A 13,431-nucleotide genomic window follows, 5' to 3' on the forward strand; every position below is an offset into this window, starting at 1 on the left:
CCCGGGATGACGATTGAAAGGGTGGTGCGCGATCCCTAGATCGGCCGCCCCGTGATCTTCCAGATCATCGGTCGCGAGACGCTCATCAGCAGGATGGCCGGGGCCAGCAGGACGGCGATCACGTAGCGCTGGACGGTGTCGGCCCGCTTGATGAAGTAGCGCGACAGGCCCACGCCCTTGTGGAATTCGACCTTCAGCGGGTGCTCCAGGCTGGTGTGGCCCAGGTGGATGACCTCGGCGGCCGGCTGGAACAGCACCTGGCCGCCCGCCTGGCGCGCGCGCCAGCACAGGTCGATGTCCTCGACGTGCAGGAAATAGCCCTCGTCGAAGCCGCCCAGCAGTTCGAAATCCGCGCGGCGCAGGGCGAAGCAGGCGCCGGAGATGGTCGGCATCGGCACGGGCGCCTCGGGCAGGGCCTCGTCCTCGCGGTGGATTTCGAACTTGGCCAGGCTTTTGAACACCGACGTCAGGTGGCCGAAGCTGAGCAGGGTGGTGACCGGCGTGACCTCGCCGCGGCGGCCGCCGCGCTGCTCGGTGCCGTCGGTGTTCATCACCCGCGCGCCGACCACGGTGGGAACCGGCTGGTTCTCGAAGGCCGAGACCAGGGCTTCGATGCAGCCGTCTTGCAGGTTGGCGTCGGGATTGAGGAAGACGATGTATTCGCCCCGCGCGGTCTCGGCCCCCATGTTGGCGCCGCGCGCGAAGCCGACATTGCCGTGCCCCTGCTGCAGCACGACCCGCGCCTCGGCGCGTCCCAGGGCGCGCAGCCGTTCGGCCTCCGCGGGCGGCGAGCCGTTGTCGATGATCACGAACTCGTCGACCAGCGGCTCGGCCAGCACGTGCTCGATGCTTTTGATCAGGGCTTCTCCCGTCTGGTAGACCACCATGACCACCGAGACGCGCGGCCGGATCGGCCGCGCGCCCGTGACGAAGGTCGAATGCGAGGGAAGAATACTGTTCATCAGGCCTGGGCCAACTCCGAGGGCGCCGCTGCGACGCGGTCACGGGCGAGGTCCGGCGGGGTGGCTTCCTCGGTCAGGGCGCGCACGGCGTCCTCCAGAGACAGCACCCTCTGCCCCTCGCCGCCGAGGCGACGCAGGGCGACTTCTCCGTTCTCGGCCTCCTTGCGTCCGACCACAGCAATCACCGGCACTTTCGCGAGACTGTGCTCGCGAATCTTGTAGTTGATCTTCTCGTTCCTGAAATCGACCTCTGCGCGAACGCCCAGGGAAGTCAATCGGTCGGCCACGCGTTGGGCGTAGTCGTCGGCGTCCGACGTGATCGTGGCCACCACGACCTGGGTCGGCGCCAGCCACAGCGGCAGATGGCCGGCGTAGTTTTCCAGCAGGATGCCGATGAAGCGCTCGAACGAGCCCAGGATCGCCCGGTGCAGCATGACCGGCCGCTGCTTGGAGCCGTCCTCGGCCACGTATTCGGCGTCCAGGCGCTCGGGCAGCACGAAGTCCAGCTGCAGCGTGCCGCACTGCCAGACTCGGCCGATGGCGTCCTTCAGCGAGAATTCCAGCTTGGGGCCGTAGAAGGCGCCTTCGCCCTCCTGCAGGACCAGGGTCTCGCCCGCCGCCTCGGCGGCCGCCGACAGCGCCGCCTCGGCCTTGTCCCAGACCTCGTCCGTGCCCGCGCGAAGCTCCGGACGCGTCGAGAACTTGGTGTCGGCCAGATGCATGCCGAGGTCGCTATAGACGCTGCGCAACAGTTCGATGAAGCGGGCGGATTCCTCCGTGACCTGCTCTTCGCGGCAGAAGATGTGGGCGTCGTCCTGGGTGAAGGCCCGCACCCGCATGATGCCGTGCATGGCGCCCGACGGCTCGTAGCGGTGGCAGGCGCCGAACTCGGCCATGCGCAGCGGCAGCTCGCGATAGCTCTTCTGGCCGACGTTGAAGATCTGGATGTGGCCGGGGCAGTTCATCGGCTTGACGGCCAGGACCTCGCCCTCGGCGCTCTCGCACATGAACATGGCGTGGCCGAACTTCTCGGCGTGGCCCGAGCGCTCCCACAGGCTCTTGTCGAGGATCTGCGGCGTCTTGACCTCGCGATAGCCGGCCGCGTCCAGGCGGCGGCGCATATAGGCCTCCAGCGCCAGGTACAGGGTCCAGCCCTTGGGGTGCCAGAACACCATGCCCTTGCCCTCTTCCTGGATGTGGAAGAGGTCCATGGTCTTGCCCAGCTTGCGGTGGTCGCGCTTCTCGGCCTCCTCGATCCGCTTGAGGTGCGCCTCCAGATCGGCCTCGCTGGCCCAGGCCGTGCCGTAGATGCGCTGCAGCTGGGCGTTGTTCTGGTCGCCGCGCCAGTAGGCGCCGGCCAGCTTGGTCAGCTTGAAGGCCTTGCCGACATGCTTGGTCGACGGCAGGTGGGGACCCCGGCAAAGGTCCTTCCACTTGCCCTGGTGATAGACCGTGATCGTGTCGCTGGCCGGCAGGTCGCGGATGATCTGGGCCTTGTAGCTTTCGCCCATGGCCTCGAAGTCGGCGATGGCGGCGTCGCGGTCGACCTCCTCGCGCGTGATCTTCTCGTCGCGGTCGACGATCTCGCGCATGCGCTTTTCGATCACCGCCAGGTCGTCCAGGCTGAACGGCTCGTCGCGGGCGAAGTCGTAGTAGAAGCCGTCCTCGACGTTGGGGCCGATGGTCACCTGGGTGCCGGGGAACAGCTCCTGCACCGCCTCGGCCAGCACGTGGGCCGTGTCGTGGCGGATGGTGTCGAGCGCCTCGGGGGCCTCGCGCGTGATGATCTCGAACTTGTTGCCGCCGCCCAGCAGGTCGGGCGTCAGCGGACGATCCAGGTCCAGCAGCTGGCCGTCCAGCTTGATCAGCAGGGCCTTCTTCTCCAGCGACTTGGAGATCGAGGCGGCCACGTCGCGGCCGCTCGCCCCGTCAGGGTACTGGCGGGCCGAGCCGTCGGGGAAAATCAGGTCGATCATTCTTCACATTTCCACTTGCGCGGCTCGGGGGGCGGAGGCGGCGGGTCGTACCCGGAGCCGCCTAACGGATTGCATCGGCATATCCGTCCCACCGCGAGCCAGGACCCCTTCAGGGGTCCATGATCCTTGAGCGCCTGGGCCGCGTATTCCGAGCAGGTCGGCAAATAGCGGCACTGACGCCCGATGAAGGGCGAGAGCGTCGTCTTGTAGGCCCGCAGGCCCAGGTCGACGGTGCGTTCGTAGAGTGTCATGCCGGCGCTTTCGCGAACGGAGTCGGGACCTTATCGACTAGCGAAAAGTTCCGATCAAGCGGCGCCGACGCGGCTAGTTCGGGTTTGGGTCGCCGCTGTGGCCTGGCGGACAGCCTCGACCGTGGCCTCGAACGCCAAAAGCGTCGAGGCGTGACGGGCGGGATAGTCCTTGACCGGCTCCAGCACGGCGAGCTCCGCAAATCGGCCCTGGGGAGGCGGGCCGCCTGACTTCAGCATAGCGCGCAAGGCGTCGCGGGCCAACTCGATCTCGGAAAGCTCGGCCCCGACCACCTGGGCGCCGAGGATCGCGGCCGAGGCCTGGCCCAGGGCGCAGGCCGCCACGTCCTGGGCGAAGTCGGCCACCTTGCCGTCCTGCACAGTCACGTCGACGACGATCCGGCTGCCGCACAGCTTGGCGGTCTTCTCGGCGCTGGCGTGCGGCGCGGCCAGCCGTCCGGCCCGGGGCATGTTGGCCACCAGGGTGAGGATGCGGGCCGAATAGAGGTCGTCGATCATGCCGCTTATGTGGGGGTGTTCTGGCGCTGCGACCAGAGGAGCTCGGCCCGCGCCTTCACCGCCTCGCCCATCCGGGTGAAGGCGGCCCTCAGGCGCCGCCGCTCGTCGCGGCTGACGAAGCGGACCAGCGGCCCCATGAACAGCTCGCCGTTCGAGAAGGTCGAGCCGATGTCGCTCATCTTCTCGATCTCCAGATAGCGGATGGCGGTGACGAACCCCTTCAGCCGCTTGGTGCGCCAGTGCAGCTGCTCGTAGGGCACCCAGTCCTGGACCACCGCCTCGACCGCCGTGGCCGGCGCGTCGCCGAGCACCAGGTCGAAGCGCAGCGACGTGCCGATGCGCATCTCGCCCTCCATGCGCGGATGGACCGGATTCCAGTCCTTCCACGACGCGAAGTCGGAGACCACCTCCCAGACGATCTCGGCGGGGGCCAGCACCCCGGTGCGGTATTCTACGGCGCGTTGCATGTCTTCTACTCGATGAACCCGAGCCCGCTCGCCTTCTGGAAGACCGGCAGGTCGAGGGATGGCGGATCGATCCCGGCCTGGCTGAGCAGGCCATGGACCTGGCCGCGATGGTGGGTCTGGTGGTTGAAGACGTGGGCCAGGGCGGCCCACAGCGGCTGGGTCACCGTCGCGCCGTCGGCCATCCGCGTCCAGCGGAACGCGCCGGCCAGCTGCGCGTCGGTCAGGGCGGCGACGTGGTCCGACAGAGCCGCGTCCTCGTGGACCCGCGCCTCGCGCAGGGTCGCCAGGTCGTCGAAGATCACCGCGTCCAGGCCGTGCGGCGGCAGGGCCTCGCCCCGCAGCCGCGCCAGCCACATGCGGTCGGTGACGATCAGATGGTTCAGCGCGCCGTGGATCGAGCCGAAGAACGCCCCGCGCTCGGCCTTGTAGTCCGCCTCGTCCAGCAGGGCGCAGGCCGCGTGGACGCGGTGGTTGGCCCAGGCGTTGTAGCCGGCGAACATCTGGAAAAGGGCGTGCATCGAAAAACTCCGCTCATCCCGGCGAATTATGAGTGTAATTTAGCCCTACACCAATCCCTATTCGCCGATCGGGGACAGGCGCATGCGCCTGTCCCCGTCCGCTGTCATCCCTAGTCCTTCATCCGCCAGGTGGCGCCGGCCGGGCCGTCCATGACCACCACGCCCAGGCCGTCCAGCTCGGCGCGGATGGCGTCGGCGGCGGTCCAGTCCTTGGCGGTCCGGGCCTCGACCCGGCGCTTGAGCAGGTCCTCGACCTTGGCCTTCAGGTCGTCGTCGGCGTCACCCTCGAACCAGGCATCCGGGTCGGCCTGCAGGAAGCCCAGCAGGCCGGCCGAGGCCAGGAGCCGCCCCTTGTTGGCGGTGATCGCCGGCTCGTCGCCCGCCGTCACCGCCCGCTCGATGGCGCTGGACAACTCGAAGAAGCCCGACACCGCCAGCGGCGTGTTCAGGTCGTCCGACAGGGCCGCCATCACCTCGTCGGAGGGCTCGGACTCGCCGGCCTCGACCGTCTTGGCGCGACGCAGGGCGCCGTACAGCCGGTCCAGGGCCTTGCGGCTCTGCTCGATCAGCTCGGGCGTCCAGTCCAGCGGCTGGCGGTAGTGGCCCGACAGCAGCGCCCAGCGGATCACCTCGCCCGGCGTGGTCTCCAGCAGCTCGTGCGGGATGATCACATTGCCCAGGCTCTTGGACATCTTCTCCCCCGACATGTCGAGGAAGCCGTTGTGCAGCCAGTAATTGGCCAGGACCGGCTGGTCGTGGGCGCAGCGGCTCTGGGCCAGCTCGTTCTCGTGGTGCGGGAAGGTCAGGTCGATGCCGCCGCCGTGGATGTCGATGGTCCGGCCCAGCGCCTGGTCGATCATCGCCGAGCACTCGATGTGCCAGCCCGGCCGGCCCGCGCCCCAGGGGCTGTCCCATTCGGGCTCGTTTTCCTTGGACGGCTTCCACAGCACGAAGTCGGCCGGGTGGCGCTTGTACGGCGCGACCTCGACCCGGGCCCCGGCGATCATGTCGTCCAGGTCGCGGCCCGACAGCTGGCCGTAGTCGGGGAAGGCCTGGGTGTCGAACAGCACGTGGCCCTCGGCGGCGTAGGCCTTGCCGTTGTCGACCAGCTTGCCGATCATCTCGACGATCGCGCCCATGTGCTCGGTGGCCTTGGGCTCCAGGGTCGGGCGCAGGGCCAGCAGGGCGTCGGCGTCCTGGTGGTAGGCGGCCAGGTAGCGGTCGGTGATCACCTTGATCGCCACGCCCTCGGCCGTGGCCTTGGCGTTGATCTTGTCGTCCACGTCGGTGACGTTGCGGGCATAGACCACCGCGTCCTCGCCATAGACGTGGCGCAGCAGGCGAAACAGCACGTCGAACACCACGACGGGGCGGAAATTGCCGATATGGGCGTGGTTGTAGACCGTCGGCCCGCAGACATACATCGTCACCCGGCTCGGATCGGCGGGGGCGAAGTCGCGCTTCTCGCGCGCCATGGTGTCGTACAGCTTGATGGTCATGGGAACGGGGCGGCCTGACGTCGCGGGAGTGTTGCGGGGATACGGGTTGGCCCCATATAACGAGAGCACGCGCGCACGACCATGGTTGAAATGGCTCAAGGCGCGCGACGGGTGGCACGCGTAATTCCAGGGCGAAAGGCGTCCTGGCGCAACTCAGCCCGTGGAAAGACCCTTCCCGCACATGGACGCACTGACCCGCGAGCGAACCCTGATCGGCCTCGACAGCGATACCGGTCTTGATCTTGAACCCGCCCAGCGCCCCACCCGAGACGAGGCCATGGCCGCCGTCCGGACCTTGCTGGCCTGGGCCGGCGACAACCCCGACCGCGAAGGCCTGCTCGATACGCCCCAGCGCGTGGTCGACGCCTATGGCGAGTGGTTCGCCGGCTATGGCGGCGACCCGGCCGTCGAGCTGTCGCGCACCTTCGAGGATGTGCAGGGCTATGACGACATGGTCATGCTGCGCGGCATCGACGTGCAGAGCCACTGCGAGCACCACATGGCGCCGTTCCTGGGCAAGGCCTGGGTGGCCTACATGCCCACCGGCAAGGTGGTGGGCCTGTCCAAGCTGGCGCGGCTGGTCGAGATCTTCGCCAAGCGTCTCCAGACCCAGGAGACCATGACCATGCAGGTGGCCGACGCCATCGAGGACCACCTGGCCGCCGCCGGCGTGGCCGTGCTGATCGACGCCGAGCACCAGTGCATGTCGACCCGCGGCGTCCACCACCACGACGTCTCGACCATCACCACCCAGTTCCGCGGCGTGTTCAAGACCGACAAGGTCCTGCAGCAGCGGTTCATGGACCTGGTGACGCGGAAGTAGGTTGAAAGTCCGTGCGTCCTTCGAGGCCGCTTCGCGGCGCCTCAGGATGAGGAACTTTGTGCTGACTTCCTCATCCTGAGGTGCGAGCCATAGGCGAGCCTCGAAGGACGCAAGGCGTTTCAGTGGGGGCGTGAAGATGTTGAAGACCTGTCTGGCGGCCCTGGCCGTCGCGATGACGGCGAGCGTGACGATGGCGCAGACTCCAAAAGCTCCCTGGGACTCCGAAATCCTTCCCCCCGCCCTGCCCTGGCATGGGGCCAGCGAAAAGCTGGTCGCCAAGCCGTCCGACCCGTGGATCACGCCGTCCGAGCGGACCGGCCTGACCGCCTCGCCGACCTACGCCGAGACCCGCGCCTGGCTGGAAAAGCTGGACGCCGCCTCGCCGCTGATCCGCATGGAAAGTTTCGGCAAGTCGCCGGAGGGCCGCGACCTGCTGGTGGTCTATGTCAGCAAGGACGGCGCCCGGTTCGATCCCAACAAGCCGGTGCTGCTGGCCCAGGCCGGCATCCACCCCGGCGAGATCGACGGCAAGGACGCCGGCATGATGCTGCTGCGGGACATCGCCTTTCACGGCAAGGACGCCTTGCTCGACAAGGTCAACCTGGTCTTCGTGCCGATCCTCAGCGTCGACGGCCACGAGCGCGCGTCGCCCTACAGCCGGCCCAACCAGCGCGGCCCGACGGTGCAGGGCTGGCGGCACACCGCTCAGAACCTCAATCTGAACCGCGACTACGGCAAGCTCGACGCGCCGGAGATGCGGGCGATGATCGCGCTGATCGACCGGGTCAAGCCCGACCTCTACATGGACATCCACGTCACCGACGGCGAGGACTACCAGTACGACGTCACCTATGGCTGGGCCGGCTACCAGGGCGACTTCGCGCGGTCCAAGGCGACCAGCGCCTGGCTGGACAACACCTTCCTGCCGGCCACCGAGGCGGGGCTGAAGGCGGCGGGACACATCCCCGGCCAACTGGTCTTCGCCCTCGACGATCGCGACCCGAAGAAGGGCCTGGGCGCATCGCCGGCCTCGCTGCGCTATTCCAACGGCTATGGCGACGCGGCGCGGATCGCCACGGTGCTGGTCGAGAACCACTCGCTGAAGCCGTATCGCCAACGGGTGCTGGGCACCTATGTCCTACTGGAGGAGACCCTGAAGGTCCTGGCGCGGGACGGCGCCGCCCTGCGCGCGGCCGAGCAGCAGGACCGCGCCCAGCGCCCGGCCGTGGTCAAGGCCAATTTCGGGACCAGTTTCGGCGGCGCCGGCAAGCCGCTGCACACCGTCAGCTTCCTGGGCGTGCGGTACGAGACCTACGACTCCCCCGCCTCGGGCCGCAAGGAGATCCGCTGGCTGGGCCAGCCCGATCCGCAGCCCTGGCGGCTGCCGCTCTACACCAGCGAGCCGGCGCTCGACCTGACCCCGGCCAAGGCCTACTGGATCTCGTCGGCCAAGCCCGAGGTGATCGAGCGCCTGCGCATTCACGGCGTGGCGATGGAGACCCTGGCCGCGCCCAAGGCGGTGTCGGTCGACATGATCCGCTTCACCGCCCCCAAGCTGGCGACCCGCGCCAACGAGGGCCATGTCGAGATCGCCGCCGGCCCGGTCACCCACGAGACCCGCACGGTGACCTTCCCCGCCGGCTCGGTGCGCGTCCCCACCGACCAGCCGCTGGGCGAGATGATCACCCTGCTGCTGGAGCCGGAAAGCGACGAGAGCTTCTTCGCCTGGGGCATGTTCCCCGAGGTGCTGCAGCGCGTCGAATATATCGAGGGCTACGCCATCGCCCCGCTGGCCGAGAAGATGCTGGCCGCCGATCCCAAGCTGAAGGCCGAGTTCGAGGCCCGGCTGGCGGCGGACCCGAAGTTCGCGGCCGATCCCGACGCGCGCCTGGGGTGGTTCTACGCGCGGACGCCCTATTACGACGACCACTACCGGCTCTATCCGGTGGGGCGGGAGCTGTAGGGCGTGGCCTGGCGGCACATTGATAGTTGGCGGCCAGCGGCCGAGGCCTTGGGCCTCGAATTTGACGGACCCCTGCTTGTGAAACTGCCGACCGGTTGCGCGCCGATCGATTTGCGGCTCCGGGGCTTCGGCGGCGCCAAAGGGACGCTGATCGTCGCGGACTATGAAGCGATCCGATCCCACCGCGAGGCGATCCTTGCCGCGGGCTTTGCCTATTCGGTCTTCGACGTCGGCGCGGAGGGGGCCTACCGGTCCCGCGAGGACATTCTCGACCTGCTTCGAGACTGGACCTGGACGGGCGCGCCCGAAGACCGTCCCGTCTGGCTCGACAAGACGCCCTAGTCGCTTCTCCGACGAGACCGCTTGCCAGTCCCGCCAAACGCTGACCCTTATGCCCGCGCGTTCGCTTAGTGTTTCGAAGAGTCGCCACCGATGGACACCATCGCTTCCGGTCACGCCGCCGCCCTTTGGGTGGGGCTGCATGTCTTCCTGTTGCTTACCCTGTCGCTGCTGACCGTGCGCCTGCGGCAGAAACACAAGATCGCCATGGGCGACGAGGGCATTCCGGAGCTGGCCCGCGCCATCCGCGCCTTCGGCAACGCCAGCGAATACATCCCCGTCGGCCTGGCGGCGATCATCGTCCTGGCCCTGGTCGGCGCCCCGCCGCTGGCCATCCACGTGGTCGGCCTGGCCCTGTTCGCCGGCCGGCTGATCCACGCCGTGGGCCTGTCCAACAGCGGCGGCGCCTCGATCCCCCGCGCCGTCGGCATGATCTGCACCTGGGTGGCCTATGTGTTCGGCGGCGTGGCGCTGCTGTTCTACGCGATCGGGTGATCAGGGACCCTCCCATCAACGGTTGACAGTTGTAAATTTGCCTGAAAAGCTGAGCTTCACGCTGATCTTGGTGAGGCAATATGCTCGGTGCGTTGTTGGCCCTGGCCTTGGCGGCGGTCGCCAATCCCAACGACCGGAATCCGGAAGCCGCCTATGAGCGCCCGGCGCGACTGGTCCCCCTTTCCAAGGATCGCGTGCTCAATCTCGACTGTCGGGGGACCGGCGCGCCCACGGTCGTCCTCGAACCCGGCTGGTCGTCCTGGAGCCTCGATTGGGCGCCGGTGCACGACGCCTTGGCCCAGGTCACGCGAGTGTGCGCCTATGATCGGGCCGGGATGGGATTCAGCAGCCCCGGCAAGCGTCCTGCGAGTCTCGCATCGATCACCGCCGACCTAGAGGCGCTCCTGAGCGCGGCGGAAATCGCCCCGCCCTATGTTCTGGTTGGAGGATCCAAGGCGGCCGTCTTCGTCCGAGCCTTCACCGCCGCCCACCCCGATGTGGTGGCGGGCCTGGTGCTGATAGATCCGGCCAGTCCCGAGGTGGACGTCTTCAAGAGCGACCCGATCGCGGACGCTCAGATCTACGGCATGCTCCGCCGCTGCCTCGCGCGTGCGGAAGCTGGCGCCCTTGATCCTGACGCGGCCGCGGACAGCTTCTGCATCGGCCGGGGAGAGGCCCAGTGGAGCGCGCAACTTCAGGAAACCTACCTCGCCATTCAACGTCGCCCAGCCTATGCCGCCGCCCGTCTGGACGAGATCCAAATCCCGAACGCCTCCCTGTCGCTCAAAGCCCGTCAGCCGGGCGCCTTTGGCGATCGGCCTGTGTGGGTTTTGACGTCGGACCAGGGACTTGGCCGCGCCATCCCGGCCGAAAAGCGTGCGAAACTCCAGGCCGCTAAGCTTTCGGCCAACAAGGACCTAGCCCGGCTCTCCACACGCGGCCGACATCGGCTTGTCGCCGACTCCGGCCACATGGTGGCGCAGGACCAACCGCAGGCGGTCATCGACGCCGTGGTCGACGTGGTTCGAGCGGTCCGCCAGCGCCCTTAGAACAGCGCCAAGGATGTCCCGCACGATGAGCGCGAACTCCAACGCGGCGCCCAAACCCGCCTTGCCCCCGCCCCGCGCCCTCGTCCATAAGACCGCATGGACGAAAACCTGTTGCATGACGTGCTCGCCGCCGCGCGAACCGCGGGCGCCGACGCCGCCGAAGCCGTGTTCGCGCAGCGCCAATCCCTCTCCGTCGGCGTCCGCCTGGGCGAATTGGAGGAGGTCGAGCGCGAGGAGTCCCGCGACGTCGGCCTGCGGGTGTTCGTCGGCAAGCAGAGCGCCACGGTGTCGGGCTCGGACATCTCGGCCGAGGGCCGCGCCAAGCTGATCGACCGGGCCGTGGCCATGGCCCGCCTGGCCCCCGAGGACCCCTACGCCGCGCTCGCGCCCGCCGAGCGCCTGGCCCGCGCGCCGTTCCGCGACCTGGACCTGTTCGACCCGACCGAGCCCGCGGCCGAGACCCTGGAGGCCCAGGCCCGCGAGGCCGAGGCCGCGGCCCGCGGCGTCGCGGGCGTGACCAATTCCGACGGCGGCTCGTCGTCGTGGAGCGCCTCGACCTGGCGGCTGGTCACCAGCGAAGGCTTTTCCGGCCTGCATCAAGCCAGCGGCTTCGGCGTCTCGGCCTCGGCCATCGCCGGCGAGGGCGCGGGCATGGAGCGCGGCGGCGAGGGCCGCTCGACCCGCCACGCCGCCGACCTGCCCACGCCCGAAAGCATCGGCCGCAAGGCCGGCGAGCTGGCCGTCGCCAAGCTGAACCCGCGCAAGCTGGACTCCACCACCGCCCCGGTGATCTTCGAGAACCGCCTGGCCATCTCGCTGCTCAGCCCGCTGATCGGCGCGATCTCGGGCCCGTCGATCGCCCGCGGGACCTCGTTCCTGAAAGACAGGCTGGGCCAGCAGATCTTCGCCAGGGGCGTGACCCTGCTGGACGATCCGTTCCGGCCGCGCGGCCTGGGCTCGGCCCCGTTCGACGACGAGGGCGTGGCCTGCGAGGCGCGCGCCCTGATCGACGACGGCGTGCTGACCACCTGGATCATGAACATCGGTTCGGCCTTGCAGCTGGGCCTGCGGAGCACCGGCCACGCCTCGCGCGGCCTGGCCGGCCCGTCCGGCGTCTCGACCCATAACCTGACCCTGCAGCCGGGCGACCGGGACCTGGCCGGGCTGATGGCCGACGCCGGAACGGGCCTTCTGGTCACCTCGATGTTCGGGCCGTCGCTGAACGGCAACACCGGCGACTGGTCGGTGGGCTGCTCGGGCTTGTGGTTCGAGAACGGCGTCTCGACCGGCCCGGTCACCGAGATCACCGTGGCCGGCAACCTGATCGACATCTACGCCCGCCTGGTCCCCGGCTCGGACCTGGAGATCCGCGGGGCCAGCAACAGCCCGTCCCTGCTGGTCGACGCCCTGGCGATCGCCGGAAAATGACCGACCTGGACCTGATCCTGACGGCGGCGCGCGAGGCCGGAGCCCTGGCGCTCTCGGCCCGCGAGGGCGGACTGAAGGTCTGGTCCAAGGACGGCGGCTCGCCGGTCACCGACGCCGACCTGGCGGTCGACACCCTGCTGAAGGACCGCCTGGGCGCGGCCCGGCCGGCCTATGGCTGGCTGTCGGAGGAGACGGCCGACGATCCGGCTCGCCTGACCACGCCGCGCCAGTTCGTCGTCGACCCGATCGACGGCACCGTGGCCTTCATGAAGGGCAAGCCCTGGTTCGCGGTGTCGATCGCCGTGGTCGAGGCCGGCCGCCCGGTGGCCGCCGTGGTCCACGCGCCCGCCCTGGACGAGACCTACGCCGCCACCCTGGACGGCGGCGCCACCCTGAACGGCGCGGCGATCAGCCCCAGCGACACCGACGACCTCGAGGACGCCGCCATGCTGGGCGACGCCAAGATGTTCGCCCATCCGGCCTGGATCGAGCCCTGGCCGCCGATGCGGGTGGAGAGCCGCAACTCGATCGCCTACCGCCTGTGCCTGGTGGCCGCCGGCGCCTTCGACGCGGCCGTCGCCCTGTCGCCGAAGAACGAGTGGGACCTGGCCGCCGCCGACCTGATCTGCGCCGAGGCCGGGGCGGTGCTGAGCGACCACAAGGGCCGCGCCTTCACCTATAATCGGCCAAATCCGCTGCTTCCGAGCGTCGTTTGCGCCAATCGCGCGCTTCACCCGTTGATCCTGTCACGCGTCGGGCATATCGACCTGCCGCAACGATAACTTCCGCGCAGGAAATTCCACGCCATGAGCGACAAGCAGCTTCTTCACCTCGTGATCGGCGGTGAACTGAAGAACGTTTCCGACATCGAGTTCCGCGACCTGTCGAAGGTCGAGTTCGTCGGCGCCTACGCCAGCTACGCCGACGCCCACAAGGCCTGGAAGGCCAAGGCCCAGGCCACGGTCGACAACGCCCACGCGCGGTATTTCATCATCCACGCCCACAAGCTGCTGGATCCGAGCACGGACTGATCCAGACCCTCCCCCATAGGGGCAGGGGAATCGCATATGGATTTTTGGTCCGAACGGGATTCTGAGGGTGTCTCCTTGTGAGAGGGAGACGGTCGGATGGAGATGTTCGCGGCT

At 68.6% G+C, this 13,431-nt stretch carries 15 protein-coding genes; 8 read left to right on the top strand and 7 right to left on the bottom strand.

Going from position 1 to position 13,431, the window contains the following annotated elements:
* Nucleotides 1-35: 35 nt before the first annotated feature.
* The 7 genes from J2X41_RS08825 to cysS form a co-directional block, all read right to left on the bottom strand.
* Complete coding sequence (locus J2X41_RS08825; RefSeq protein ID WP_310081228.1) at nucleotides 36-962, bottom strand: glycosyltransferase family 2 protein; 927 nt, start codon at nucleotides 960-962, stop codon at nucleotides 36-38.
* Entirely contained in the window at nucleotides 962-2,938 is a 1,977-nt protein-coding gene (gene thrS / locus J2X41_RS08830; RefSeq protein ID WP_310081230.1) for a threonine--tRNA ligase, read from the bottom strand. Before thrS ends, J2X41_RS08825 begins: the two co-directional genes overlap by 1 nt.
* The gene (gene yidD / locus J2X41_RS08835) at nucleotides 2,935-3,189 is read right to left on the bottom strand and encodes a membrane protein insertion efficiency factor YidD (RefSeq protein ID WP_310081231.1); all 255 of its coding nucleotides are present in this window, start codon (nucleotides 3,187-3,189) and stop codon (nucleotides 2,935-2,937) included. The genes thrS and yidD overlap by 4 nt, the downstream gene beginning before the upstream one ends.
* A 54-nt stretch (nucleotides 3,190-3,243) precedes the next feature.
* Nucleotides 3,244-3,705 carry an iron-sulfur cluster assembly scaffold protein gene (locus J2X41_RS08840; protein ID WP_310081232.1) on the bottom strand — a complete coding sequence of 154 codons (462 nt, stop codon included), beginning with the start codon at nucleotides 3,703-3,705 and terminating at the stop codon, nucleotides 3,244-3,246.
* A 5-nt stretch (nucleotides 3,706-3,710) separates the two neighbouring features.
* Nucleotides 3,711-4,172 carry an SRPBCC domain-containing protein gene (locus tag J2X41_RS08845; protein ID WP_310081233.1) on the bottom strand — a complete coding sequence of 154 codons (462 nt, stop codon included), beginning with the start codon at nucleotides 4,170-4,172 and terminating at the stop codon, nucleotides 3,711-3,713.
* Nucleotides 4,173-4,177: 5 nt separating this feature from the next.
* On the bottom strand, nucleotides 4,178-4,690 hold the full coding sequence (locus J2X41_RS08850) for a DinB family protein (protein WP_310081234.1): 513 nt from the start codon (nucleotides 4,688-4,690) through the stop codon (nucleotides 4,178-4,180).
* A 110-nt stretch (nucleotides 4,691-4,800) separates the two neighbouring features.
* Nucleotides 4,801-6,189 carry a cysteine--tRNA ligase gene (cysS, locus tag J2X41_RS08855; RefSeq protein ID WP_310081235.1) on the bottom strand — a complete coding sequence of 463 codons (1,389 nt, stop codon included), beginning with the start codon at nucleotides 6,187-6,189 and terminating at the stop codon, nucleotides 4,801-4,803.
* Between the two features lie 181 nt (nucleotides 6,190-6,370).
* On the opposite strand from cysS, the gene folE reads away from it, so the two are divergent.
* From folE to J2X41_RS08895, 8 genes are all read left to right on the top strand, one after another.
* The gene (gene folE / locus J2X41_RS08860; protein WP_310081237.1) at nucleotides 6,371-7,012 is read left to right on the top strand and encodes a GTP cyclohydrolase I FolE; all 642 of its coding nucleotides are present in this window, start codon (nucleotides 6,371-6,373) and stop codon (nucleotides 7,010-7,012) included.
* 136 nt (nucleotides 7,013-7,148) lie between these two features.
* Entirely contained in the window at nucleotides 7,149-8,975 is a 1,827-nt protein-coding gene (locus tag J2X41_RS08865) for a M14 family metallopeptidase (protein WP_310081238.1), read from the top strand.
* A gap of 78 nt (nucleotides 8,976-9,053) precedes the next feature.
* The gene (locus J2X41_RS08870) at nucleotides 9,054-9,317 is read left to right on the top strand and encodes a hypothetical protein (protein WP_310081239.1); all 264 of its coding nucleotides are present in this window, start codon (nucleotides 9,054-9,056) and stop codon (nucleotides 9,315-9,317) included.
* A 90-nt stretch (nucleotides 9,318-9,407) separates the two neighbouring features.
* Nucleotides 9,408-9,809, top strand: a complete 402-nt coding sequence (locus J2X41_RS08875; protein ID WP_310081240.1) for an MAPEG family protein — start codon at nucleotides 9,408-9,410, stop codon at nucleotides 9,807-9,809.
* Nucleotides 9,810-9,889: 80 nt separating this feature from the next.
* Nucleotides 9,890-10,858 carry an alpha/beta hydrolase gene (locus J2X41_RS08880; protein ID WP_310081241.1) on the top strand — a complete coding sequence of 323 codons (969 nt, stop codon included), beginning with the start codon at nucleotides 9,890-9,892 and terminating at the stop codon, nucleotides 10,856-10,858.
* A gap of 96 nt (nucleotides 10,859-10,954) precedes the next feature.
* Nucleotides 10,955-12,286 carry a TldD/PmbA family protein gene (locus tag J2X41_RS08885; RefSeq protein WP_310081242.1) on the top strand — a complete coding sequence of 444 codons (1,332 nt, stop codon included), beginning with the start codon at nucleotides 10,955-10,957 and terminating at the stop codon, nucleotides 12,284-12,286.
* Nucleotides 12,283-13,068 carry a 3'(2'),5'-bisphosphate nucleotidase CysQ gene (locus J2X41_RS08890; RefSeq protein ID WP_310081243.1) on the top strand — a complete coding sequence of 262 codons (786 nt, stop codon included), beginning with the start codon at nucleotides 12,283-12,285 and terminating at the stop codon, nucleotides 13,066-13,068. The genes J2X41_RS08885 and J2X41_RS08890 overlap by 4 nt, the downstream gene beginning before the upstream one ends.
* 24 nt (nucleotides 13,069-13,092) lie before the next feature.
* Nucleotides 13,093-13,317, top strand: coding sequence for a DUF4170 domain-containing protein (locus tag J2X41_RS08895; protein ID WP_035076686.1), 225 nt, complete (start codon nucleotides 13,093-13,095; stop codon nucleotides 13,315-13,317).
* Nucleotides 13,318-13,431 lie beyond the last annotated feature (114 nt).

Source organism: Caulobacter sp. BE254 (assembly GCF_031457295.1).
Classification (GTDB): domain Bacteria; phylum Pseudomonadota; class Alphaproteobacteria; order Caulobacterales; family Caulobacteraceae; genus Caulobacter.

Coding starts and splice junctions, on each gene's coding strand:
- J2X41_RS08885 (WP_310081242.1), top strand. CDS start 10,955: ATGGACGAAAACCTGTTGCATGACGTGCTCGCCGCCGCGCGAACCGCG.
- cysS (WP_310081235.1), bottom strand. CDS start 6,189: ATGACCATCAAGCTGTACGACACCATGGCGCGCGAGAAGCGCGACTTC.
- folE (WP_310081237.1), top strand. CDS start 6,371: ATGGACGCACTGACCCGCGAGCGAACCCTGATCGGCCTCGACAGCGAT.
- J2X41_RS08825 (WP_310081228.1), bottom strand. CDS start 962: ATGAACAGTATTCTTCCCTCGCATTCGACCTTCGTCACGGGCGCGCGG.
- thrS (WP_310081230.1), bottom strand. CDS start 2,938: ATGATCGACCTGATTTTCCCCGACGGCTCGGCCCGCCAGTACCCTGAC.
- J2X41_RS08840 (WP_310081232.1), bottom strand. CDS start 3,705: ATGATCGACGACCTCTATTCGGCCCGCATCCTCACCCTGGTGGCCAAC.
- J2X41_RS08875 (WP_310081240.1), top strand. CDS start 9,408: ATGGACACCATCGCTTCCGGTCACGCCGCCGCCCTTTGGGTGGGGCTG.
- yidD (WP_310081231.1), bottom strand. CDS start 3,189: ATGACACTCTACGAACGCACCGTCGACCTGGGCCTGCGGGCCTACAAG.
- J2X41_RS08890 (WP_310081243.1), top strand. CDS start 12,283: ATGACCGACCTGGACCTGATCCTGACGGCGGCGCGCGAGGCCGGAGCC.
- J2X41_RS08845 (WP_310081233.1), bottom strand. CDS start 4,172: ATGCAACGCGCCGTAGAATACCGCACCGGGGTGCTGGCCCCCGCCGAG.
- J2X41_RS08895 (WP_035076686.1), top strand. CDS start 13,093: ATGAGCGACAAGCAGCTTCTTCACCTCGTGATCGGCGGTGAACTGAAG.
- J2X41_RS08850 (WP_310081234.1), bottom strand. CDS start 4,690: ATGCACGCCCTTTTCCAGATGTTCGCCGGCTACAACGCCTGGGCCAAC.
- J2X41_RS08865 (WP_310081238.1), top strand. CDS start 7,149: ATGTTGAAGACCTGTCTGGCGGCCCTGGCCGTCGCGATGACGGCGAGC.
- J2X41_RS08880 (WP_310081241.1), top strand. CDS start 9,890: ATGCTCGGTGCGTTGTTGGCCCTGGCCTTGGCGGCGGTCGCCAATCCC.